The sequence below is a fragment of the Clostridium bowmanii genome, assembly GCF_018861315.1.
Lineage (GTDB): Bacteria > Bacillota > Clostridia > Clostridiales > Clostridiaceae > Clostridium_AD > Clostridium_AD bowmanii.
Genome location: NZ_JAHLDL010000002.1, coordinates 52,141 through 75,487, shown reverse-complemented (window position 1 = coordinate 75,487; position 23,347 = coordinate 52,141). Strand labels below are relative to the sequence as shown.

21 protein-coding genes and 2 pseudogenes are annotated in these 23,347 nt (G+C 30.5%); 3 read left to right on the top strand and 20 right to left on the bottom strand.

Features of this window, described 5'->3' with window-relative positions; all coding sequences use genetic code 11:
- Positions 1–52: 52 nt before the first annotated feature.
- A complete protein-coding gene (locus KPL51_RS01520) occupies positions 53–1,129 on the bottom strand; it encodes an SIS domain-containing protein (protein WP_216156307.1) in 1,077 nt (358 codons plus the stop codon).
- 1,345 nt (positions 1,130–2,474) lie between these two features.
- Here KPL51_RS01520 and KPL51_RS01515 point away from each other — a divergent pair.
- The 3 genes and pseudogenes from KPL51_RS01515 to KPL51_RS01505 all read left to right on the top strand — a co-directional run.
- Complete coding sequence (locus KPL51_RS01515) at positions 2,475–3,686, top strand: DUF819 family protein (RefSeq protein ID WP_216156305.1); 1,212 nt, start codon at positions 2,475–2,477, stop codon at positions 3,684–3,686.
- Positions 3,687–3,791: 105 nt separating this feature from the next.
- Positions 3,792–4,763: a dipeptidase gene (locus tag KPL51_RS01510; protein WP_216156303.1), complete on the top strand. Its 972-nt coding sequence runs from the start codon at positions 3,792–3,794 to the stop codon at positions 4,761–4,763.
- 183 nt (positions 4,764–4,946) lie between these two features.
- Positions 4,947–5,184 (top strand): annotated as a pseudogene (locus tag KPL51_RS01505) (hypothetical protein); the annotation flags it as partial.
- A gap of 87 nt (positions 5,185–5,271) precedes the next feature.
- Here KPL51_RS01505 and KPL51_RS01500 read toward each other — a convergent pair.
- The 19 genes and pseudogenes from KPL51_RS01500 to KPL51_RS01410 form a co-directional block, all read right to left on the bottom strand.
- Positions 5,272–6,318 carry an acyltransferase family protein gene (locus KPL51_RS01500; protein ID WP_216156300.1) on the bottom strand — a complete coding sequence of 349 codons (1,047 nt, stop codon included), beginning with the start codon at positions 6,316–6,318 and terminating at the stop codon, positions 5,272–5,274.
- A gap of 530 nt (positions 6,319–6,848) precedes the next feature.
- Positions 6,849–7,226, bottom strand: coding sequence for a hypothetical protein (locus KPL51_RS01495; protein WP_216156297.1), 378 nt, complete (start codon positions 7,224–7,226; stop codon positions 6,849–6,851).
- A 32-nt stretch (positions 7,227–7,258) separates the two neighbouring features.
- A complete protein-coding gene (locus tag KPL51_RS01490; RefSeq protein ID WP_216156757.1) occupies positions 7,259–8,083 on the bottom strand; it encodes an acetyl-CoA carboxylase carboxyltransferase subunit alpha in 825 nt (274 codons plus the stop codon).
- A 23-nt stretch (positions 8,084–8,106) separates the two neighbouring features.
- Positions 8,107–9,009, bottom strand: a complete 903-nt coding sequence (gene accD / locus KPL51_RS01485) for an acetyl-CoA carboxylase, carboxyltransferase subunit beta (protein ID WP_216156295.1) — start codon at positions 9,007–9,009, stop codon at positions 8,107–8,109.
- 16 nt (positions 9,010–9,025) lie between these two features.
- Positions 9,026–10,369 (bottom strand): acetyl-CoA carboxylase biotin carboxylase subunit, encoded by a 1,344-nt coding sequence (locus KPL51_RS01480; RefSeq protein ID WP_216156292.1) that lies wholly within the window; start codon positions 10,367–10,369, stop codon positions 9,026–9,028.
- A gap of 92 nt (positions 10,370–10,461) precedes the next feature.
- Positions 10,462–10,959 carry an acetyl-CoA carboxylase biotin carboxyl carrier protein gene (gene accB, locus KPL51_RS01475; RefSeq protein ID WP_216156289.1) on the bottom strand — a complete coding sequence of 166 codons (498 nt, stop codon included), beginning with the start codon at positions 10,957–10,959 and terminating at the stop codon, positions 10,462–10,464.
- Positions 10,960–11,101: 142 nt separating this feature from the next.
- The gene (locus tag KPL51_RS01470) at positions 11,102–11,293 is read right to left on the bottom strand and encodes an NAD(P)H-dependent oxidoreductase (RefSeq protein ID WP_224853589.1); all 192 of its coding nucleotides are present in this window, start codon (positions 11,291–11,293) and stop codon (positions 11,102–11,104) included.
- A gap of 25 nt (positions 11,294–11,318) precedes the next feature.
- Complete coding sequence (locus tag KPL51_RS01465) at positions 11,319–11,615, bottom strand: ATP-binding cassette domain-containing protein (protein ID WP_216156285.1); 297 nt, start codon at positions 11,613–11,615, stop codon at positions 11,319–11,321.
- A 36-nt stretch (positions 11,616–11,651) separates the two neighbouring features.
- Entirely contained in the window at positions 11,652–12,794 is a 1,143-nt protein-coding gene (locus tag KPL51_RS01460) for a metallophosphoesterase (RefSeq protein ID WP_216156282.1), read from the bottom strand.
- Positions 12,795–13,053: 259 nt separating this feature from the next.
- Positions 13,054–13,260 carry a hypothetical protein gene (locus tag KPL51_RS01455; protein WP_216156279.1) on the bottom strand — a complete coding sequence of 69 codons (207 nt, stop codon included), beginning with the start codon at positions 13,258–13,260 and terminating at the stop codon, positions 13,054–13,056.
- Positions 13,257–13,631 (bottom strand): toast rack family protein, encoded by a 375-nt coding sequence (locus KPL51_RS01450; RefSeq protein ID WP_216156276.1) that lies wholly within the window; start codon positions 13,629–13,631, stop codon positions 13,257–13,259. Before KPL51_RS01450 ends, KPL51_RS01455 begins: the two co-directional genes overlap by 4 nt.
- 37 nt (positions 13,632–13,668) lie before the next feature.
- Positions 13,669–13,971, bottom strand: a complete 303-nt coding sequence (locus KPL51_RS24200; protein WP_216156273.1) for a toast rack family protein — start codon at positions 13,969–13,971, stop codon at positions 13,669–13,671.
- Positions 13,972–14,012: 41 nt separating this feature from the next.
- A pseudogene (locus KPL51_RS01440) lies at positions 14,013–14,946 on the bottom strand (dicarboxylate/amino acid:cation symporter).
- Positions 14,947–15,024: 78 nt separating this feature from the next.
- Positions 15,025–16,368 (bottom strand): MFS transporter, encoded by a 1,344-nt coding sequence (locus tag KPL51_RS01435; RefSeq protein ID WP_216156270.1) that lies wholly within the window; start codon positions 16,366–16,368, stop codon positions 15,025–15,027.
- On the bottom strand, positions 16,358–17,149 hold the full coding sequence (locus tag KPL51_RS01430; RefSeq protein WP_216156267.1) for a CPBP family intramembrane glutamic endopeptidase: 792 nt from the start codon (positions 17,147–17,149) through the stop codon (positions 16,358–16,360). Before KPL51_RS01430 ends, KPL51_RS01435 begins: the two co-directional genes overlap by 11 nt.
- A gap of 69 nt (positions 17,150–17,218) precedes the next feature.
- Positions 17,219–20,506, bottom strand: a complete 3,288-nt coding sequence (locus tag KPL51_RS01425) for a condensation domain-containing protein (protein WP_216156264.1) — start codon at positions 20,504–20,506, stop codon at positions 17,219–17,221.
- A gap of 17 nt (positions 20,507–20,523) precedes the next feature.
- On the bottom strand, positions 20,524–21,729 hold the full coding sequence (fabD, locus tag KPL51_RS01420) for an ACP S-malonyltransferase (protein WP_216156261.1): 1,206 nt from the start codon (positions 21,727–21,729) through the stop codon (positions 20,524–20,526).
- Between the two features lie 61 nt (positions 21,730–21,790).
- Positions 21,791–22,507, bottom strand: coding sequence for a thioesterase II family protein (locus KPL51_RS01415; protein WP_216156259.1), 717 nt, complete (start codon positions 22,505–22,507; stop codon positions 21,791–21,793).
- 90 nt (positions 22,508–22,597) lie between these two features.
- The gene (locus KPL51_RS01410) at positions 22,598–23,308 is read right to left on the bottom strand and encodes a 4'-phosphopantetheinyl transferase family protein (protein ID WP_216156256.1); all 711 of its coding nucleotides are present in this window, start codon (positions 23,306–23,308) and stop codon (positions 22,598–22,600) included.
- Positions 23,309–23,347 lie beyond the last annotated feature (39 nt).

Sequence of the window (23,347 nt, the reverse complement as noted above, 5' to 3'; positions counted from 1 at the left end):
TAACCGCAATTAAGAATAAAGGAGGTACTTATCGCTCTCTATTATATAATTTCTATACTCGTGTACCCACTATTTTTGTATAATCTTCATTCATTGGATAATTTGGATCATGTCCAATTATCTCTGGAAGAGCTGTTGCTATAACTTGAAATACAACTGAAATATTTAATGAAGATGCGGTAAGTGGTCGGTATACTACATTTATATAATTATCGCCTTTTATAACTTCCTTTGTTGCATTAATTACCAGTAATTTTCCCGCTTTTTTAATTAAATATTCATTAGTTCTCTTCATATTATCCTTTCCAGGTTCATCTGTAAATATAGTTATTACATTACTATTATTAGTAATGGTTCTATGAAATCCATGTGAAAACTCCCCTAATTCACAAATTGAAGCGGGTATGCATAAAGTCTCTAGTATTTTTAACATACCTTCTACTGCCACTCCATAATTTGTCCCATTCCCTATTACAAGGAGATGATTAATTGCACTCCAATCTTTATGCTCATGTAACCACTTTTCTGTATTTTCTATAGTGGAGGGAATATCATCAATGCTAGCCTTAATTTCGTCCATGTAAGCTTTAAAAGTTTCATCTGTAATCACAGCTTTCTCTTTTGCTATTTGGATAGCTAATATTTCTAAAAGTGTTAGTGAGTTACTAAATCCCTTAGTTTTTGCATTACAATCTTCTAAATCACTTAAGAAATTTAAATAATAATCACTCATTTCCTGTGCTGGTGTATTTCTTCTTTCAGTAATAGATAATACCTTATATCCTAACTCTTTCGCACAAGATATTGAATTTATTGTTCCACTACTTGTACCGGTTTGCGAAATAGCAACCACTAAGGTAGTCTCTTTATTAAAACTATCTAACATCTTACTATTAAAAATAAATTCTGAAGGTGTATAGGTACTTACATCAATTTGTGCTAGATCCCCATAAAACTTTTTTGCTACAGTTGCGATATTAAGTGAACTGCCAGAGGCTACAAATATCATTTTTTTAATTGCTTTTGTGTCATATATTTCTAAAAATTTTTCAACTTGAGTACTTGCTAGTAATGTTTTTAGTTTATTAGTTTCTTCATAAATATGATTCCACATAATGCTCTTTTTCATAGTTACAACTCCCTTCTTATAGTACAAGTATATGTAAGAAATCATGCTGTGTAAACATATACATAGTCAATCATTTTTACACAGAAGTGGCAAAATAGTTTCGCTTATGCTGTCCTTGCATAACCTCACTAAGAATAAATTCTCCAGTTGATAAATCATATTATAGTTTTTTAGCAACTTAATCTATAACGTCATCTTCAAAATTACGCATGAAAATCTCAAGGTTTTAGGATATGTACAAACCTTAATCTACATTAAGGCCCTGAGTATTTCTAAAGTTTTTCATAGCTGATAACTAAGTTATTACTCTATAAAAGCACCTGTAAATTATTAGTTTTTATCAGATTTACGTTAGAGGTTCAAAAAAATACTACAAGTTATGAGTGCAAAATCACAATGATTTTTGCACTCTTTCCATTTGCCTTAAGTCAATAGCAAGAGGCTCGCTTAGCTTCCCTCAATCACGTCGGAGGTCCAAAAAAAATGAAATTAATGAAATTAAGGACCTTGCTAAATCTTGCAATAAACCAGAACTAATAGAAGCTGAACTTACGATGGCAAAAGCCCTCATTAACTTGATTACTAATTCTAATTCATCTGATGGAGTCCATGCATGGCACAATGTATTGTCCTAGTTAGGAGAAAATGGATCATATTTGTAAAGAAATATGTGACAAATACGAAGATAGCCATAAACTGTGGATAGAGTTGGATATAGATTAAATCATGCTAACCAATATAATGGTGTTGAAACTATAAATTTTGAGAATTATGATAATTCAGAGATATTGGTGAGATTATTGGAAGAACACTTGTAGAAAAAGGCCATGAGAATAAGACATATTATATTAAGGGTTCTGAGGCTGGAATGGCAAACCATGTTACGGATACTGCTGAAGTACTATTAAAAAGAAACCCTAGGACTATAGACGAGTTTATAAAAGATTATGTTAAAGCATGGGAGTAATTGATAAAATGGAGGTTGATTAAGAGTTTGTTTAGTGATTTAAAAGTATTACTAATTCCAAAGTAAATAGTTTTTAGTAAAGTAATCAAACAGGGTGAAGATGTATATACTTTTTTATTTGATGCATGTGTAAAGCTAATAAATAGTAAAAAGTAAAGACAAATTGTCTTTATTTTTTTACTATTTAACCTATTAACCCTAAAATAAAACCAAATTTGACATATTTTTAACAAGTGCTACAATAAACATGAAATGCATTTCAAATTTATTATTATTTTAGTAATGTAATATAATTTATACATATATATATCAATTCTTTATTTTGAAGTTTCTAGTTATCAAAAATAATACTTACTTATATCTTAGGGAGGACTAACTATGCATACACTAATAAATGCTGATAACACATGGGCATTATGGGCAATACTTACAGGTTTTGCTGCTTTAAGTATCTATTTAGAGCAAGAATATAAATGGGCCAATAGACTCACAGGTTGTGTACTAGCTTTATTATTCATGATGATACTATCTAATTTAAAGATTATCCCAACTGATGCACCTACATATGACAATGTCTGGGGTTACGTAGTACCCTTAGCTATCCCACTTCTCTTATTTAAAGCAGATGCAAAAAAAATCTGGAAGGATAGTGGAAGAATACTTGCAATCTATTTCATAAGCGGTATAGGAACTATAGTTGGTGCTATTATAGGCTTCCAACTATTAAAAAATCACATACCAAAATTAAATGTAATTGCTGCTATGATGACCGGTACTTACACCGGCGGAAGTGTTAACTTTGCTGCTATGGCTGATCATTTTAATGTAGCTAAAGAATTAGCTGCAGCTGCTGTTGTTGCTGATAATCTTTTAATGGCATTATATTTCTTTGTTTTAACCACAATACCTTCTATAGGATTCTTCAAAAAAACATACAAGCACCCTCTTATGGATGAGCTAGAAAAAAGCACTGATCCAAATAGCGGCAAAACACAAGCTGCGACGTTCTGGGGAGCTAAAGAAATATCATTACTCGATATAGCAACAGCAGTAGCTTCATCATTTATCATCGTTGCTGTTTCAACTATGATTGCTGATTACTTTAATGGTTTTATCCATATTGGACCCGAATCAGGTTTAGGATTAAATTTATTAGTTGGTCTTATAGGAAATAAATATTTAATTATAACAACTTTTACAATGCTTTTAGCTACTTTTTTCTCTAATTTCTTCGGAAATATTAATGGATCACAAGAAATCGGTACTTTCTTAATCTATATATTCTTTTGTGTTATAGGCGCACCTGCTTCTATCTCATTAATAATCCACAAGTCACCTTTATTATTAGTATTCTGTTTAATAATAGTATTAGTTAATATGATCTTCTCACTTGGATTTGGTAAACTATTCAAATTTGACTTAGAACAGATTATATTAGCCTCTAATGCAAATATTGGTGGGCCAACAACTGCAGCTGCAATGGCAATTGCTAAAGGCTGGGGGGCACTTGTAATTCCGGTTCTATTAGTAGGTACCCTGGGATATATTGTCGGAAATTATTATGGAATATTTGTAGGAAACATATTATAAGTTCAATTGAGAGTTGAAAATAAGAGTAGCAGATTATATTGATGGTTAATGTTAATCATTTATATTTTATATAATTAAAATAATTAATTGAAAGAAGGCAATACCATGATTTTTGACGCACATGCAGATATATGGACAGATGTAACTGTAGAAAGACAAAAGGGAATGAAAGATGTTTTTAAAACAAAACACATGGAAAAGTTCAAAAAAGGTAATATTGGTGGAGGCATATTTGTTATTTGGATAGATCCTCCCTATGATACTGACCCTACAAAAAGAACTTTAGAAATAATTGAACATATGTCAGCTGAAATTTTAGAGAACAAAGATATTTTCCATATTATTAAATATGGCAGTGACATTGATATAGCTCTTTCTGAAAATAAAATGCCTGTTTTAATTGGTATGGAGGGATTAAGTGGGCTTGGACATAACTCAAATCTAATTTATGCTTTATATATGTTTGGTGTAAGACATGCTATGCTTACATGGAATGAAACAAATGAATTAGCTACTGGAAAAGATGGTGATCCATCTAGAGGGCTTACAGAAGATGGTGTTAAAACTGTTAAACTTATGGAACAATTAGGCATGATTGTAGATGTATCTCATGCTAATGATAAAACTTTCTGGGAAATACTAGAAAACACTACAAAACCAATCATTGCTTCACATTCAAACTGTAGAGCTATATGCAATGTTCCTAGGAATCTTTCCGACAAACAACTTAAAGCAATTGCAAATAGAGGTGGCGTAGTTGGATTAAATGCTTTCGCAGATATAGTAGACATTGATCCTAAAAAGAGAGATATTCAGCATCTTGCAAATCATATTGATCATATGGTTAAAGTTATAGGTATTGATCATATAGGATTCGGTTTTGATTTTGATGATTATTTAGATCCTGCAACTATGTTAGCCTTTGCTGAAGGGGAAGACGCAAACACTATCGGTTTTGAAAATGCTTCAAAAGCTCAAAATATGATTAAAATATTAAGAGAAAGAAATTATTCAGATGAAGACATTGAAAAAATAAGCTACAAAAACTTTTTTAGAATAATGAAAGAAATCCTTTAAGATAAACTATTGGGAATGTAGCTAAATTTGTGTAAACAAATCTAGCTACATTCCTTTTTTCTACGTTTGATTGTCTTGTACTTTGCTCATCTCTTATATTCCTTCACTTATTATTTCCCCTATGTTTTTACCCATCATCCCTGGGTTGTATAAGTTTATAAAAATAAAAACTTAATACTTGCAATTGATCAACCTGCTGTGGCCAATAGAGTAGCAGAACTTGGTGCAGGTATTGTTATTGAGAAAGATAAAGTTACAGATGAGATGTTGAGGCAGTCAGTAGTTAAAATTCTTTTAGACAATAATTTTAAAATAAACAGTGAAAAAAATCGGAAAATCACTTAGAGACGCGGGAGGGTATAAAAAAGCTATTGATGAGATACTTGATTTAGAATATTGCATCTGTAATCGAAAAAATTGAAACAGGTAGCAAGAATAAACTGCTTCCAGTTTATTCTAAGGGTCTGACCCCATTCCAGAGATTGAACTAAAAAAATACTAAGAGATATCAAACTTTTAGCATTTTTTTAAATTTTATATTAATTATTTTCGTAAAAGGATATTCAAATATTTTAAGTGATAAAACTAAGGCTAACCCAACCGCAAGCAGTAGATAAATTATTTTCCAGTTATTCGGGAACATTCTAATTATATAATTATTTAATCTATAGTGATGGTATGTTGATAATACTAAATGATGTATAAAATATACCTGAAGTGTTCTATTTCCAAACTTAGTTATAAATAATTTACCTTTTGGAGTTATATATATTATTGCCAGTGATATAATCGTGGATAATCCATAAAACATCAATCTATAAAAACCACCAAGTAGAGGCCTGTCTAAAGATGAATAAGAATTACGACCAGTTAAAAAACCTCTAAATGAATATAATTCTTGTCCATATAAAAGAATTATTATAAATAGTGCAGTTATGGAAATTAAGGATACCCATTTTAACCAAGAGCATTTTAAAATCTTAATCAAATTATTTTGCTTAAAATAATAACCAGCTATAAAATATGGAAAAAATACTAATATCCTTGATAAACTAAAAAGGTCTTTAACCGATACTAGTTTATAATATCCTACCATAATTCCTATCAAAACGGAAAAAACTATTACGAACATCGGTTTAATATCTTTTAGAATATATGTAAAACAAAACCAAACACTCATTGCTAACAAATACCACGGAACACTATCTTCTACTAAAAATTTAAAATCAACCTCTGAATTCCCAAACATATATTTGGTTAGAATAAAAAAGCAAAATTTCATTAATAAATATAGTATCAAAAATGAAAATACTTTTTCTATACTAAGATGTTTTCCTTCAACAACTCTTTTAGAAAAATATCCTGAAACAAAGATAAACAAAGGCATATGAAAAGTATAAATAAAAATATATATATTTCTCATCATTAGTGAAATAGATGTATAAAAGTCTACAGAATGTCCTACTACAACCAGAATTATTAACAAGATTTTAAGATTATCCCAAAAGAAAATTCTTCCTTCGCCATCCACTTTTAGTGTTATATCATTTTCCATTATCATCATTCCTAACTATTTTGATTATTAGAACTCAAAAGACCATAGGCGAGCTCTTTAACAATTACAGCAAAACGAATTCTCGACAAATTATTCACGATGCTATCTTATTATATATTATATCTTACTATAGATGTTATAATACATTAATATATTTCAAGCGAGGGGGCTCCTAATGTTTATACAGTAAAAAAAGCTGAAAATGAAATTGTTTTGAAAGGAGATATAGTTACTATAAATTAAAATAAATGTACAGGATTGCTGTGGCTTATGCCAACGGGTATGTAATAGCAAAACCATTACAGTTAAGGGAAAACCTATATGGGGAAAAGAATGCTCACAATGTTTAGCTTGTATTAATTTATGTCCTGCTAATGCTATTCAATGGGGTAAAGTTACACAATGTAAAGAGAGATATAAGAATCCTAATATTAGTGTTAATGAGATGATAATAAATTAAGTGTATACCAACTAATACAGATATTATAATGTCTGTGCGTATAAAATGGGATGGTAATCTTCATTTGTTACTAATTTAAAACTACTAAAGAACAATCCCTTAGTAATTTTAGTACTTTACTATTCCAATGTAAAATATATTCTTTCCCACGATGTACTACATGATCCTCTCCGTAAATGTCATATCCAGTGTAAGGTTTTACAAAAAATTGTTCACCCGGTACTAACATAAAATCATTTGTATTAGCTTCAATGCAACCTATAAGTTTAACAACGCAGCCTTTTCTTACCTTATAAGTCCTGTGTTGAATTAATAACATATCACCTTTACTATTAGTACTTTCAGTGGGGTTTGCTAATGCTTCAACACCATTAATTTTAAAATGATTTATAGGTGTAACACTTAACGTGAAGTATTTAGTTTTATTAAATAATTCTTTAAATTTCATAATTCATCCTCCTTTTAAAATAAAAAATTAGCTCAATTTTCTTCATACACTCCTATACATCTATATCTTTCATATCTATCTTCAATAAGCTCCTTTTTAGTTTTACCTAGTAATATTGGAAGGGCGTTAACTAAAGCATTTTTAATTGATTCTGATGTTTTGTCTACATCCTTATGTGCACCACCAGCAGGTTCTTTTATAATTCTATTAATAATTTTATACTGCAATAAATCCTGAGCTGTGATTTTCATAATTCCTGCAGCTTCTTTTGCACGGCTACTATCCTTCCAAAGTATGCTTGCAAATCCTTCCGGTGAAAGAATGGAATATACCGCATGTTCTAGCATCCAAACTTCATCTGCCACCCCCAGTGCTAGCGCTCCACCACTTCCCCCTTCTCCAATAACAATGGAAATAATAGGAGTTTTAAGACTTGATATTTTAAGAAGGTTTATAGCTATAGCTTCTCCCTGCCCTCTTTCCTCTGCACCAATTCCACAAAAAGCTCCAGGGGTATCTATAAAACATATAACAGGTCTTTTAAACTTTTCAGCCTGCTTCATAAGTCTTAAAACTTTTCTGTAACCTTCTGGATTTGGCATCCCAAAATTTCTCTTAATCTTGTCCTTTGTATTACTTCCCTTTTGTTGTGCAATAACAGTAACCGCCATACTATCAAACATAGCGATACCTCCAACTATTGATGCATCTTCACCAAAAGCTCTATCTCCATGAAGCTCTATAAAAGAATCAAATATTCTCTCTATAAAATCCAATGCTAATGGTCTTTTGGGTAATCTAGCAATAGTTCTTTTTTCCCAAGAAGTAAATTCTTTATGAGTTAATTCAGTAAGTATTTTTCCTAGTCCTTGTAATAACACTACCGTACCTCCTTATGCATAAAAAGTATTTGTCCTAATGTTTCCCTTAGCTTGTGTCTAGAAATTATTTCATCTACAAATCCATGCTCTAATAAGAATTCAGCCCTTTGAAATTCTGCAGGGAGCTTTTGCTTTATAGTCTGTTCAATTACCCTTTTACCTGCGAACCCAATGAGTGCACCTGGCTCCGCAAAAATTATATCGCCAAGCATTGCAAAGCTTGCTGTTACACCACCAGTTGTTGGATCAGTAAGTACAGTAATATAAAGTAATCCTGCAAAACTATGCCGCTCGATAGCAGCACTCACCTTTGCCATCTGCATTAGTGAAAAAATCCCCTCCTGCATTCTAGCACCCCCTGAAGCTGTAAATATTATAATGGGCAATCTTAATTTTGTTGCCTTTTCTACAGCTCTAGTTATTTTCTCTCCCACTGCCGATCCCATGCTTCCCATCATAAAACGACTATCCATAACAGCTATAACTATTTCAATATCATTAATTTTACCTTTCCCTGTTATAACTGCTTCAAGCATATCTGTTTGTTTTTGGGTTGCCAGTATCTTCTTTTCATAACCTGGAAAATCAAGAGGATTTGCACTTCTTAAATTTTTATCCAATTCTTTAAAAGTTCCGTCATCTACTATTTGCTTTATTCTATCTGATGCAGAAACCCTTAAATGAGTCTCACACCTTGGGCAAATTCTCAAATTATCTTCCAAATCTTTTATATATATTATTTCACCACAACTATCACATTTATCCCACATTCCATCTGGTATAAAAGGCTTGTCCTTTTGCTCTTCTTCCAAAAATTCCACCCCTGGAGTAGGATTTTTACTATCTAAAGGTATCTTACTTGCAACCATATATTTTGTTTTCCTGAATAACTCTTTAGCCATGGGTTTTCACCTATCCTTACAAATTAAACTCAATTGCGATAAATCCAGTATTATACTTACCTTGTGTAAATGCTTTATTATTTAAAATTGAAAGCTGGAAATCAATATTAGTATGTATTCCTTTAACTACAAACTCTGCAAGAGCTCTTTTCATAGTTGACATAGCGTCTTCTCTTGTCTTGCCATAAGTAATTACCTTTGCAATCATAGAATCATAGTTAGGTGGTATTACATAGTTTTGGTAAACTGCACTATCTATTCTAACTCCTGGCCCACCTGGAACTACTAACATTTCAATTTTACCGGGACAAGGCCTAAATCCTTCTGCTGTATTCTCTGCATTTATTCTACATTCAATTGCATGTCCTGTAATTTTTATATCCTCTTGAGTAACACTTAATTTCTCTCCTGCTGCAATTCTGAGCTGCTCCTTCACTAAATCTACACCTGTAATCATTTCGGTTATAGGATGTTCAACTTGTATTCTAGTATTCATTTCCATAAAATAGAATTTACTATCATGATCAAGTAGAAACTCAATTGTACCTGCGTTTTCATAATGAACTGCTTTTGCAGCATGAACAGCCATTTCACCCATTTCTTTTCTTAGTTCCTTTGTCATTATAGGTGATGGAGCTTCTTCAAGTACCTTTTGGTTTCTTCTTTGTATTGAGCAATCTCTGTCTCCTAGATAAATTACATTTCCAAATTTGTCACCAAGAATTTGAAACTCAATATGTCTTGGGTTTTCTATGAATTTTTCAATATACATTGTATCGTCCCCAAAAGCACCATTAGCTTCAGCTTTAGCAGTTTCAAAAATATGAACGAATTCCTCCTCTTCTCTAACTATTCTTATACCTCTTCCGCCACCACCAGCAGATGCCTTTACCATAACAGGAAAGCCTATAACCTTTGCAGCTTCTAATGCTTCCGCGCTATCATATACAGCCCCTTCAGAGCCGGGAATTACAGGTATACCTACTGCTATCATTAATTCTCTTGCCTTGGATTTGTTACCCATACTTCCAATAGTCTCAGGTGTTGGACCAATAAATTCTATGCTACATTCTCTGCACATCTCAGCAAACTTTGCATTTTCTGAAAGAAAACCAAAACCAGGGTGTATAGCCTCTGCTCCACTCAAAACTGTAGCACTTATAATATTTTTCATATTTAAATAGCTATCCTTTGCTCTTGCGGGACCTATACAAATAGCACAATCAGCAAGTTGAGTATGTACGGCTTCCTCATCAATTTCAGAGTATACAGCTACAGTTTCAATACCAAGCTCCCTGCAGGCGCGAATAACTCTAACAGCAATTTCGCCTCTATTTGCAATTAAAATTTTGCTAAACATTCTTATTACCTCATTTACCCATTATTATTAATTAGTAGCAACGGTTAGTTAAGTCAAAAAAACTTTTTTCATATAAGAGCAGCAATGATTTACTATCCACACTCTCTAATTTTGAATAAAGGCTGTCCATATTCAACCATACTTTCACTTTGAACTAATATCTCTACTATTTCTCCACCTACATCGGTCTTAATTTCATTCATAAGCCTCATAGCTTCTAAAATACATAGAATAGATCCTTTTTTAACCTTTGAACCAACACTAACAAAATTATCTTTCTCGGGAGATGATGATGCATAAAAAGTGCTAACTATAGGGGATTTAATTACGTATAAGTTTTCTTCAGTAGCTTTTACAACTTCTAGAACTTTTACAACAGCCGATGATTTAGGTGCTTCTAATACATGTAAATCTGCAGCCCCACTTTGAGCCTCCACAATATGATTTACGTCACAAACTCTGTTGGAATCTATAACTTGATCTGGACCCTTTGCCATTTTTATACGAGTACCTTCGCTTTCAATTTCAAGGTTGTATAACTCTGAATTGTTTATTGTTTTTATAAGCTCTTGAATTGCCTGATAATTCATTACTATTTACCTCCGCAGTTTCAGTCATTAATTTATCAATATTTTATTTCCTACTACTAATATTTTATGCTTAATATACTTTTCTCCTGTTAGAGTTTCATTTAGATACCCTTTCCTACTTTTTCTGCTTTGTTCATTATTCTCATAGGTATTTTCTCATTTCCATAGGTATTAGATAACTTTTACCCTTCTCCGTTTTGATAGCATAGCTAGTCATTCTGTCAAACATATTCTTTACTATGGCCGGAACATTTGACCAATAAGTTGGTGCTGCCAAAACAATCACATCTGCAGAAAGAATCTTCTTTGAAAGAATGTCTAGAGCATCTTTTATGATACAAGATTCTTTGCTTTAATCTCTAAAAGTATTCAATGTTTTGAATAAGAGTCAAATTTAAATATAAATTTTTACCTTCATTTAAACAAACTGAAATAGTACTTCTTATTATATTAAAATTCTTCTGCTCCACACTTTCTCTCAAAATAGAAATTTTCCCAGAATCAAAAATTAATAACGTGGTAAGACATTTTATTAATGTTGTTTTTTCAGACCCATTTTTACCTACTATCGCAGTAATGGTATCAAAAATAGTAAAGTTTGCACCTGAAAAACTATTGTCAGTTGAATAGGATACCTCAATATCCTTGGCTCCCATATGCCCAATTTCCTCACCCTAACGTCCTTCTCCATACTAGCGAATTAATAGATCCGTAAGTGTAGTATTTTTGCCAAGATCAAATGCAATCCATTCTCCTCTACTTGAAACCGGAGTCACCTGCGTTTTATTCCCTTCGAATTTATTTGTGGATTTAACACCCAGATACTCGCTGTTCCACAACCTTCTTTCAAACTCGCATTTATCTGAAAATTTGTTTTTACCATCTGTCTTAAACTCGTTTATGGTGGGTGAGTAAGTTGAATGGTTAATCCTATTATCATTTAAATCCAATTCAATAACTCGTAAGAAACCATTGCCACCTTTTGTACCACCCTGATAGTCTACTAAATACTGGTAGACTTCTAATCCGGCATCGTTATTTCTTACAATATTATTAGCTCCCTGGTCGTGGCCGTTGACAGTCATGAATATCTGATTGTTTTTAGAAATGAATTTTTCCCATATCTGTTCTGGGGAGTTATTCTCAGCACACTTGTATGTATAAGGCTTGGAAGCCATGTCTCCCTCTGGTCCAATAAGTGTATGTGTCACAACGATAGTAGGATTATTGGGATATCTATCAACCACGGTTTGTGCAAAAGCAAGTTCATCATTGCTAGCATCAATGTCCAAAAATATAACTAGAAAGTTACGCCCTTCGGCCTCAAATGTATAGGCACTGTTCATCTCGTTGTCAGAGCATTCAATAAATCCAGGATTATCTTGTGCTTTGGATTTACCAAAGTATTTAACAAAATCATGATGATTGATTGATAAATCGTGATTTCCAATAGTTACTCCGTATGGCACCTTGTTGTTATCTAGAGTATCCATTGCAGCTGTTGCATTTTTCCACTCAGCTTCTGTTCCCCCGTCGACTACATCTCCTAAATGCATTGCAAATTTTATATCATCTTTTTTAAAATTATCCGCCAACCACTGAGTTTGATCATTAAATATTTCTGGATAGTGAACCGCATATACTTGAGTATCGGGTAGTAAAGCAATTTTAAATTTGCCGTCATTATCAATTTTTTTTTCTGGTACTAAGTTGATATTCGTCTCAACTATAGGCTCGTCAACTGCGTATGTGGGCTGAATATATCCAATAGAAAAAGATACAGTCATTTGTAGTATTAAAGTAAATGCAGTTAAATTTCTTAATCTTTTATACATAATTTTTCACCATCCAAATAGTATTATTGCATAATTTAATTATAGGGGTGGTTTGTTAAGCTTGTATTATTGGCGAGTTAATAAAGTGTTGTTTTTCATACTAAAATAGACGCGAATATATTTTTTAGTGTGAAAAATTGAATTCACATTAAGCAATTAGCAACAGACGATTCATTAATTAGAGGTAATTGTATAAAATTGATTTGCGTCAGCTACTTGCGTCTCACCTTATTCAGATACAAACATAAAAGACTGTACTTTAAGAGGCACTGAAGTCGCCACTATTTACAAAACTTAATGAAAAAGGAATACTGTTGAAATTTACAATTATTGGTTCTACACATGTTCCCATAAAAGAAACTGGAAACAGTATCTTCTTGCTAATACTACTACCCTGGGGTATTTGTGAAAGCTTACCTGAACTTGCTATCATATTTGCTGACGATACCCTTTTAGTGCTAATCATGGTTTAAGCATCAGCTTGGTTTCACCAACTCCGGTTTTTAACTTTACTATCATGGTGATATCTGATTTGCCATAAGCATCATTTACATAAGAATCACCATTCAATTTAAAACCTTCAGTACTTATCTTACCGATGCCTTTTGTCACATTTACAACAACACCAATATTCCTAGGAAGTATCATGTTGTTACTGCCTACACCGCCGTTGACATCCACAATAACATCCTTTTTCCAATCACCAGATAAATCCATATCCAGTTTGCCCACTCCCATATTCACTTCAACGTTTTGTAAGTTCATGCCATTTAAACGGACATTACCATTTCCAGCACCTAAGAATAATTTTATATCCATAGAAATGGTTTTATTCAACTTAAAATTCCACTTACAACTATCTCCGTTATTAACATTAAAAAATTTTTTTTGAAGATTGCTCTAAATTCAATCTACCTTCGTTACCCGTTTTTGAGTATTCAATAGTTGGCTTCCATTCCTTCACATTATAAATGAATTCACCTTCCATCAGTTTAGTAGATACACCTTGAATATCTATTGCTCCCGCTCCCATTTTTACATTGACGGAAACACGTTTCGTATCGTCAAGTTCAAGGGTTTTAGTTTCCGTTTTTGTATTTATATTATTTACACAACCCGTCGCACCTACTATGAGTGCTGTTATAAAAAAGAGAATAATGTATCTATTTATTTTCACTTTATAATCAACTCCTCCAAAATATTGTAAAACTATTTTGACTAAAATGTATGAGAATCATTACTTAAATGGTTACCTTGTTTATCCACTAGCTTTAACCAATTTTTTCCTTCTACAAGTCTAGCTACAAGCATAGAACATACTGTGTTCCCAGTAGAGTTAAGTAACGTTGCTGGGGCATCTATAATCACACTAACAACAGCAATAATTGGAAGAACTTCTGGTGGGAAACCATATACACTTAATATTAGCATTTCGCCAATCATTCCACCACTCGGAATAGCTCCCATAACAGCTCCCACAAGAAGCGAAACACCAATAATACCAATTATAGAGATCACACTAGACATGTCTTTACCAAACAAGGTCATTAGAAGTGTAATTTTCATAACACCACCAAATACAGAGCCGTCTTTATGCATATTTGCACCAAGTGGAATTACTATTTCTGCAATGTCAGAAGGTACACCCATTTTTTTAACAGCATCTAAGTTGACAGGTATGCAAGCTGCACTAGAGCAAGTAGCTAAAGCTGTAACCGAAGGTGTAACAACATTTTTCCAAAATACTGTTACACTGTTTTTTCCACCTGCAATGAATGCATAAAGGCTAAAAAAGCCAAAGTAATATATTACAGATATAATTGAATATAATACAAATATTTTAAAATACCCATGTAAAATTTGACCACCAAGTTGTCCAACAATTGAGGCGAAATAGCATCCAAGATCAATTGGTGCATAATACTACCAATAATTTTGCTTAGTCTTTTCATTCCACTTATGTTAGCCATGGCTGAGGTTATGCTAAAAAATACTAATGGGACTAAAATCATAAACATTAAGTTTATAAATAATTTACCGAAAGGTTCTAGCACCAAAGCTTTTGGTCCCATAACACTACCAATAATATGCCAATTATGACAGAACACAGAAGTATAATAGTTGATTTATAGTTTTTAAACAGATTATTCACTTTTATTCACTTTTATTCTCCTTTTAATTATATTTAAATAACATTTATACTAGCTAATGTAAATAAAATATCTGCTAATTATTTAATGCCTACTGACTTTTTAAAACTGATGAAATCTTTACTAAATACCGATATTAATATTGCTATTAAAATTGAAATGACGGACACTAATATTACTATTATTGAACTAAAATTTTGTAAAAGTTGGCCATAAATAATAACCCCCATTGGAGCAGAAATACTAGATGCTGTTATCACTATTCCAAAAATTCTTCCTCGCATATTCTCCTGAACATTTAGTTGGAGATAAGTATAGATTGGAACAATTATAATTGTATATAGTGCACCCATAAAAAACATTATTACAGAAAAAATTATAGTAGTATCCCAAGTATTCCATCCCATTAAAATAGTTTGAATATAATCTGGTGCCCATAAAATAGTTTGCTTATTCTTAATTGTATATTCTATTGCAACTGGTATAACCCACACAATTACAATAAAACCTAGAATCAAAAATAAAATTGGTAATTTTCTTAAAATTAAATTAATATCTTTTATTATGCCTACTAAAACTGCACCTACAATTACACCAACACCTAATAATGCCAGTGTAATTGATAACTGGTATTCTGATGATACTATTTCAATTCTCATAATATATTGAATTGCAACCATTGTAAGTGGAGAATAGACAAAGGTTAATATTGATAATGAGATGATAAAGAATTTTATACCCGCGGTTTCCTTAATATAATTAAATATAAATTTTAAATTATAACTTAATTTATCACTTTCTTCTTCCTTATAATTTCGATTATTTATAAATACTAATGAGAATGTCAAAATAGCTCCAATTATATATGATATTCCATCTATACACATTATTAGCTTAATTCCTAATAACTTATAAAGCAGTGCACTAACAACAGGACCTAGAATTGTTATAATAGCCCCCATGCCTTGGAAAAATGAATTTGCTTTTGGAATCTTATCTTCTTCTACAATATTTGCTAAACAAGAATTAATACCCAAATTCAAAAATGCTTGAACTACACTTACACTCACAACACATATTCCTAGAATAAAAATATTATTTCCTATCATCTCCAGTGATATAAACATACTTAAAACTAAAATGCTGCTAATAACATCTGCCCAAATTATTATTTTTTTCTTGTCATATTTATCTATAATTGTTCCAGCAATTATACTAATTAATATTCCTGGCAACATACTAAGAGTCAAAATAAGTGAAAATATTGCTGCAGACCCTGTAGTGTCCAAAATATAAAGGCTTAACGCAAATTTAAATACAGCTGTTCCTAAATCACTAATGAATCTACCTAAAAACAAAGTAGGTATGTTTCTTTTCGGTAATTTTTTAACATAACTATCATTTAGAACAATTTTATTTTCCATAACTTAACTCCTTGCATTCTTTAATGTTTTGTTTTCGTTTATAATAAAAATCAAATGCATATAATATAATTATAACCAAAATACACAATAAAATTTTATTGAAAACAGTTATATAATCATCCATATTACTAGATAAAATCATAGTATTAAACATTCCATGCATGATAGCAGCTGCAAATATAGATTCTGACTTTTTACGGATGTACGTAATAATTATAGATATCACAAACATTTGTACGAAATTAATCATTGCACCGTTAAGTGGATCATTGGGATACTTATACAATATAGCAATAGGAGTATGCCATAATGCCCATATTACACCTATAATTAGTGATGATTTAATTGCACCTATATGTTTCAACTCATTAAACAAAAAACCTCTCCAAGCAAATTCTTCTATTAATGCTGAAATAGCTGAAATAGACAAACCGATTATTATATTTATGATAAATGTTTTTAAAAAAAAGTTTGGACTACTAAACTTAATAATGCTAATTACATTAATGCCAAATGCTATTAACATAGGTATCAATATTGAAAATAAAAACCAAATATTAAACTTAAAAGAAATTCCAAGAGAGTCTTTTAATTTTTGTTTAAATATAATTTTCTGCACAATAATAAATGAAATAAGAGGAAATACCATTGTTATTCCTAGTAATTTCATAGAAATCGGAGATGACTTCCCTCCATTTACCTGCAGTATTAAAAAAAATAAAAGTGTAATTACATATGTAAACATTATAAAATACAATACTTTTTTAGTAGTCCTATTCATTTATAACACCTCTTCCTATGTTTAGAAACTCAATAATAGTTGATAGTTTTTCTTAAGTATGAAAGATACTTATTTTAACTTATCAATAATCACTTTACTGCTTTGCTTTCCATATATTTCTATATCATTAATATTTATTTCTGGGTTTTGTGTTATTTGATCAATAACATCACAAAATGAATTGATAAATTGAACAATAGTTCCATCTTTAAATAAATTAGTATCATATTCAAATTCAAATTTTAATCCATCATTAAAGGCATAAATGGTTAGTAATAAATCATACTGTGATGTATAAGTATTAACATCCTTTAAAGAATATTTTAGCCCTTCAATTTTAGGAAAAGTAAAATTTTGATAAACAAATGCTATATTAAATAATGGTGTTATACTAGAATCCCTTTTAATTCCCAACTTATTAATTAACATATCAAAAGGATATTCACCATTATCAAGTGCATTTATTACGTTATTTGATACAATTTTTAAAAGTTCACTAAATTTAATATCATCATTAAAATTAGTACGTATTGGAACCATATTTATAAATACACCTAACATATCTTGAATTTCATTCATTTGTCTACCCGCCGCAGGTGTTCCAATTACAATATCATTATCACCAGTATAAAGATTTATGAAGATATTATATACAGATAAAAACGTCATGAAATTTGTTACATTATGGTCATTTGATATATTTAATATGTTTGTTATAATTTCTTTATCTAATTGGAAGCCTATTCTATTACCATTATATTTTTTGACTTCTAATCTATCAAAATCCTCAGGTAAATATATTGGAAATACTTCTGTGCTAAATTGTTCCATCCAATATTTATTCATATCTTGAATTTTTAAATTATATTCTGAGCTATTTTGATAATGTACATAATCTTTAAATTGAAATTTGGATGGCTGAAGTTCTTTCCCAAAATATGTATTCAAAAATTCACTTAGAAAAAGTGAAATGCTTGTACCATCACTAATAATATGATGCATATCAATCAAAATAATAGTATCATTCTCAACTTCATTTATTTCAAGACGCATTAAAGAAGATTCTGTAAACTTAAATGGGATTACAAATGTTTCAATAACGTGCTCCAAATCTTCTTCACTTATTTTCCTGTACTCCACATTTTTCAAAACATTTTCATGCACCTTTTGCATAGGAGTTAAATTCACAAGTTCTATACTAGTTCGTAAAATCTCATACTTTTGAACTAACCTATTAATTATGTCTTCTGCCTTTATTGGATCAATTAAACAATTGTATATCCTTGCAGCTACAGGTATATTATACATAGTATTATTTTCTGTCAGGCATGAACTAATATAAATTCCAAGTTGTTCTTTACTTAAAGGATAATACTCTGAGCTTGGACTATTCTTTAATGTGTTAATGTTTTCACTATTTATTTTATCTAAAATAGCAGATAAACTTTTTATAGTTGGATGTTTAAATATTGCAGATGCAGCAACTACTTTGTTTAATCTTTCTTTTATTAGTCCAACCATAGCAATAACTTTAATAGAATTACCACCTAATAAAAAGAAATTATCATCAATCCCACATTTTTCATTTTTCAAAACATCACACCACATATTAAAAATTTTAACTTCTGTCAAAGTTTTGGGGCTATTTAAAAAATTATGATTGTTATCTATAGCATTAATTCGTTGCTTTATTTGGTTAAACTCACCTTTTTCATAAGCCTGTGCTAATTTGAAGCGTTGTTTCTTACCACTTGTTGTTTTAGGAATACTTTCCACTTGTAAAATCTCATTAATTATTAAACCGTAGTTTGATCCAATAAATGCTTTTATTTTAAGTGACATAATTTCAAATTGCTCAAATTTCAAATCATTTTCAATAAATATTACTGTTCTATCTTCTTTGGTTATAGAATCAAAAACTGAAACAGCTACTACCTGTGAGTCCATACACTCTCCTGAATCTGCTACATATTTTTCAATATCATGGCAATAGATGTTCACACCATTAACAATTATTAAATCCTTCTCACGCCCTATAATAGTTAATCTACCCTTATTTAAAAAACCAATATCTCCAGTCTTTAACCAGTTATCACCAGTATAAAGATTTTTTGTAGCATGTTCTAATTCATAATATCCCGCAGTTAAAGCATCTCCCTTCAACTGGATTTTACCTGCAACTCCTTCCTCAATTACAATTTTATCATTGTCACAAATTCTAATTTGTATCCCGTCAAGAATATATCCAACATCTACCAAACAAATATTGTTACTTTTCTCATCGCCTAATTCAACCTTTTTACCAACAATTAAACTTTCACGTTTATAATATCCTGCACTAATATGCTTATTGATAGGTGATATACTTACTCCAACAGTTGCCTCTGACATTCCATACGCAGCAATAATTGAATTATATGATAAATGTAAAGGTTCTAATATTTTTACAAAACTTTCGCAGGTATCGAAAGAAATTTGTTCTCCCCCAGTAAATAGAACTTTTAATGATGATAAATCTAATTTAGGAAGTCCTATCTTTTCAATTGTTTGTAATACATACTTAAATGCAAAGTTTGGTGATCCAGAACAAGTTATCTTGCGCTTATCAATCTCTTGTAACCACCTAATTGGGTTTTGTAAAAACATTGATGTTTGCATTAAATAAGCTTCAACTTGATATACTAAAGGCAGTACCCCAAAAATTATTAAAGCTAAATTATGTGTTAATGGTGTCCAATTAAATAATATACTTTCCTGAGTAAGTTCAAAGCCTTTATATACGTCTGATATATTTGAGATCATAGCTTTATGGGTAATCATTACTCCTTTAGGTTGACTAGTTGAACCTGATGAAAACTGCATATAGCAAATATCATCTTCTTTAGAGTTGAAAATTTTTTCTGATTCACTATACTCACTATAGCTTTCATATCTAATTGATTGTTTTTCAAATTTTTCTATCAATAAAATATCCTCTGCATCTTTGATAATTTGCATAGCACTATCTAATGCACACTCACTTGTAATAATCCATGAGTTAGGCATCTTTTTCACTATTCCTTTAATTCTTTCTATATTAAATTTATTTTGAATTCTATCAATGGGCACTGGAATTATGCCACCTAAAATACAGGCTATAAATGTAACTATAAACTGTTTATTATCGTCAAACTGAAAAATCAATGGGTCTCCATTAACTAATCCTTTACTTTGTATCATATGCAAGACCTTTTTACCTTCTCCTAAAATCTCTGGATACTTAACTTTAATTTCATTATTTTCTACAATAAAAGTTATTGATTTGTCATTGCACTTATCAAGGCTAAGTATGGCCTCAGTAATAGTTTTATAATCCATCTTCAATTCACTCCTTCTTATATATTAAATAATAAAGATATTTTCGTTAATATATTATTTTGCTCTTCCATAGGAACATTTTTTAACATTAGGCATTTTTTTAGTAACCAAGTACATTTCTCCTCTATATCTTCATGATTTAAACATTTAGACTCTTCAATATTATTACGAATTAACTCAAGTTTTTTATAATTATCATTTAACTGTCTTTGTGGTTCAACCATATAATTATTAAATTTTGTTCCTATTATTTCAGCTAAACATAGGTTTACTGTATTTAATAATGATAGTGGTTTATTACTATTAATTTTGATTAACTCGTTAAGCTGATTTTTATCAGCATATTCATCCATTGAATATGCTGATAGCTCATTACAATTTTGAATAGCTATCTTAGTTAATATATTCCCAGCTCCAAATTCTATAGTATTGTCTATACCTCTTCTTCTCAAAGTTCTCATGCATTGTGTGAAATTTACTGGCTTATATATTTGTTGTATAAGTCTTGTTTTAATTAATTCAAGCTTATGTACTTCTCCTGTCACATTAGATATTACATGAAACTTTGGTATTGAAAATTTACACTCATTTATATATTCCTTAAATCTAATGGCAACATCCTGCATAATTTCAGTATGAAATGGTTGCGATGTCTTTAAGCGTTTTGTCCTTCCACCTATTATTTCAATTTCTTTTTCAAATTTTTCAATAATATCTTCCTTAGCAGAAATAACAATTTGATTTGGAGAGTTATAGTTAGATATATATATTTTTTCATCCATTTTTCTTATTAATTTTTCAAGATTTTCATAACTAACATTAACTACCGCAGTCATACCATAACCTTTGACTACAGTGCTCATTAATTTACCACGAATGCTAACAAGTTCTAGTCCCTCCTCAAAACTTATACATTCTGCACATGTTAATGCTGAAAACTCTCCCAAGCTATGACCCAATGCTATATCAGGTAGCTCCCCACCAAGTTCTCTGTAAAGCTTATACATGGCATAACTTACGGTTAATAGAATCGGCTGTGCATATTCAGTTTTAAAAATATCTTTATTTTCTTCATTACACATTTTCTTTATATCAAACCCTAATTTATTTGATGCCTGCTCTAATATTGTGTTTACACATTTATTGTCTTCAAATTTATCACACATTCCTAAATATTGTGAACCTTGTCCTGGAAATAATGCTGCTATCTTTATATTATTCATTAATCACAACTCCATCTCTCGCTTTTCAATATTTTGTATAAACCAATGTTATATATTTTTTTTAATTAGTTTTGGAAAGTAAAGTATTATTTATATGTTCTAAAATATCATCTTCATAGTCTTTTATAAAAAAATGCCCGCCGTTAAATTTTTTTAATTTAAAATCGCCAGATACAAGTTCTTCCCATGCCTGAGCATCATCTATGCTCATACTATTATCTTTAGTTCCAACCAATACTGTCATATCACTAGCTATTTTCTTTTCTTTTTTTATATAATTATATGTATCTCCTATTTTAAAATCTGCCCGTATAATAGGAAGGAAAAAATCCATTACTTCTTTATTCATAAAAATTTCATTTGATGTAGTAAGTCCATATTTTAATATTAAGTCTTTAAGTTTTTCTAATGGCAGTTTATAGCTATCTCTTTCGTCTATTCTTAAGTGTGGCGATTTTGATCCAGATATAAAAATATGTAGCGGCTTTTTATATTTGGACTTCATAAGCTTGTAATATAGTTCATATGCAATCAGTCCCCCAAGACTATGACCTAAAATAGCATATTCTGAGGTCTCATCAATTTCCTCTGAAACATCCTTAAATATTTTTTCAACAATATCATCAATATCTGTACATAATTTTTCACCAGCTTTTAATCCTCTTCCTGGTAATTCAACTGCATGTATCTCAATATTTTTATTTAAATGTTGTGCCCACTTCAAATACACAGTCGCTGATGCTCCTGAATATGGGATACAGAATAATTTTATCTTCATTTTAATCTCCTCATTCTTGACTTTATATTTGTTGGAATACTAAATACTTAATACAAACAGCAATAAATTTATTATTAAGTCTTAATTAATTTAAGATTTGATAAACTCACTGTAAAGCTGGGTAGCCTTAATTATTTTTATTTCATTTGGGAATACTTTTAAAGGACTAGCTATTGATATTGTATATTCATTCTTAAACTTATATGTTTTAAAGTAATATACATTATTAGAATAATCTGAATTAAACCACAATTCCTTTTCAAGCTTGTCTTTTGATATTTCAAAATTATCTAATGGTATAGATAACCCTTTGCCAAGCGCTTTAACAAAACTTTCCTTTAGTGTCCATATCTCATAGAATCTACTTGAACTACCATTTTTGTTTTCAAAGTATACATATACCTTCTCGTTTTTTGTAAAACATGTATCCACAATATCTGGTTGAACATCTAGATTCATTTCAATATCTATACCTATTTCCTCACTTGAAACTACCCCTACAACCCAATCTCCTGAATGAGATATATTAAAATATATACCTTTATTACTTATTATGTATGGTTTACCATAAGTATTTGTAAAAAACTTAAGATTTTTATTGGAAATGCCTAAAATACTACACATTTTTGTTCTTGTTAGCATTTTTCCAACACATGTTCTAAGCAAATCTTCTTTATACTTAAATCTAAATTTTAAGTCTTTTCCTTTTTGTTTTCCATAATTTTCTAACCTTTCTGTTATACTATTTATATTATTATCCAAAAACTCATCTTTAATATTAACTGCAAAAACTTCTATCATTATTATAAATACTCCCCACTTAGTAGTTCAACTTCAAAA

Coding starts and splice junctions, on each gene's coding strand:
- KPL51_RS01520 (WP_216156307.1), bottom strand. CDS start 1,129: ATGAAAAAGAGCATTATGTGGAATCATATTTATGAAGAAACTAATAAA.
- KPL51_RS01515 (WP_216156305.1), top strand. CDS start 2,475: ATGCATACACTAATAAATGCTGATAACACATGGGCATTATGGGCAATA.
- KPL51_RS01510 (WP_216156303.1), top strand. CDS start 3,792: ATGATTTTTGACGCACATGCAGATATATGGACAGATGTAACTGTAGAA.
- KPL51_RS01500 (WP_216156300.1), bottom strand. CDS start 6,318: ATGGAAAATGATATAACACTAAAAGTGGATGGCGAAGGAAGAATTTTC.
- KPL51_RS01495 (WP_216156297.1), bottom strand. CDS start 7,226: ATGAAATTTAAAGAATTATTTAATAAAACTAAATACTTCACGTTAAGT.
- accD (WP_216156295.1), bottom strand. CDS start 9,009: ATGGCTAAAGAGTTATTCAGGAAAACAAAATATATGGTTGCAAGTAAG.
- KPL51_RS01480 (WP_216156292.1), bottom strand. CDS start 10,369: ATGTTTAGCAAAATTTTAATTGCAAATAGAGGCGAAATTGCTGTTAGA.
- accB (WP_216156289.1), bottom strand. CDS start 10,959: ATGAATTATCAGGCAATTCAAGAGCTTATAAAAACAATAAACAATTCA.
- KPL51_RS01465 (WP_216156285.1), bottom strand. CDS start 11,615: ATGGGAGCCAAGGATATTGAGGTATCCTATTCAACTGACAATAGTTTT.
- KPL51_RS01460 (WP_216156282.1), bottom strand. CDS start 12,794: ATGTATAAAAGATTAAGAAATTTAACTGCATTTACTTTAATACTACAA.
- KPL51_RS01455 (WP_216156279.1), bottom strand. CDS start 13,260: ATGATTAGCACTAAAAGGGTATCGTCAGCAAATATGATAGCAAGTTCA.
- KPL51_RS01435 (WP_216156270.1), bottom strand. CDS start 16,368: ATGGAAAATAAAATTGTTCTAAATGATAGTTATGTTAAAAAATTACCG.
- KPL51_RS01430 (WP_216156267.1), bottom strand. CDS start 17,149: ATGAATAGGACTACTAAAAAAGTATTGTATTTTATAATGTTTACATAT.
- KPL51_RS01425 (WP_216156264.1), bottom strand. CDS start 20,506: ATGGATTATAAAACTATTACTGAGGCCATACTTAGCCTTGATAAGTGC.
- fabD (WP_216156261.1), bottom strand. CDS start 21,729: ATGAATAATATAAAGATAGCAGCATTATTTCCAGGACAAGGTTCACAA.
- KPL51_RS01415 (WP_216156259.1), bottom strand. CDS start 22,507: ATGAAGATAAAATTATTCTGTATCCCATATTCAGGAGCATCAGCGACT.
- KPL51_RS01410 (WP_216156256.1), bottom strand. CDS start 23,308: ATGATAGAAGTTTTTGCAGTTAATATTAAAGATGAGTTTTTGGATAAT.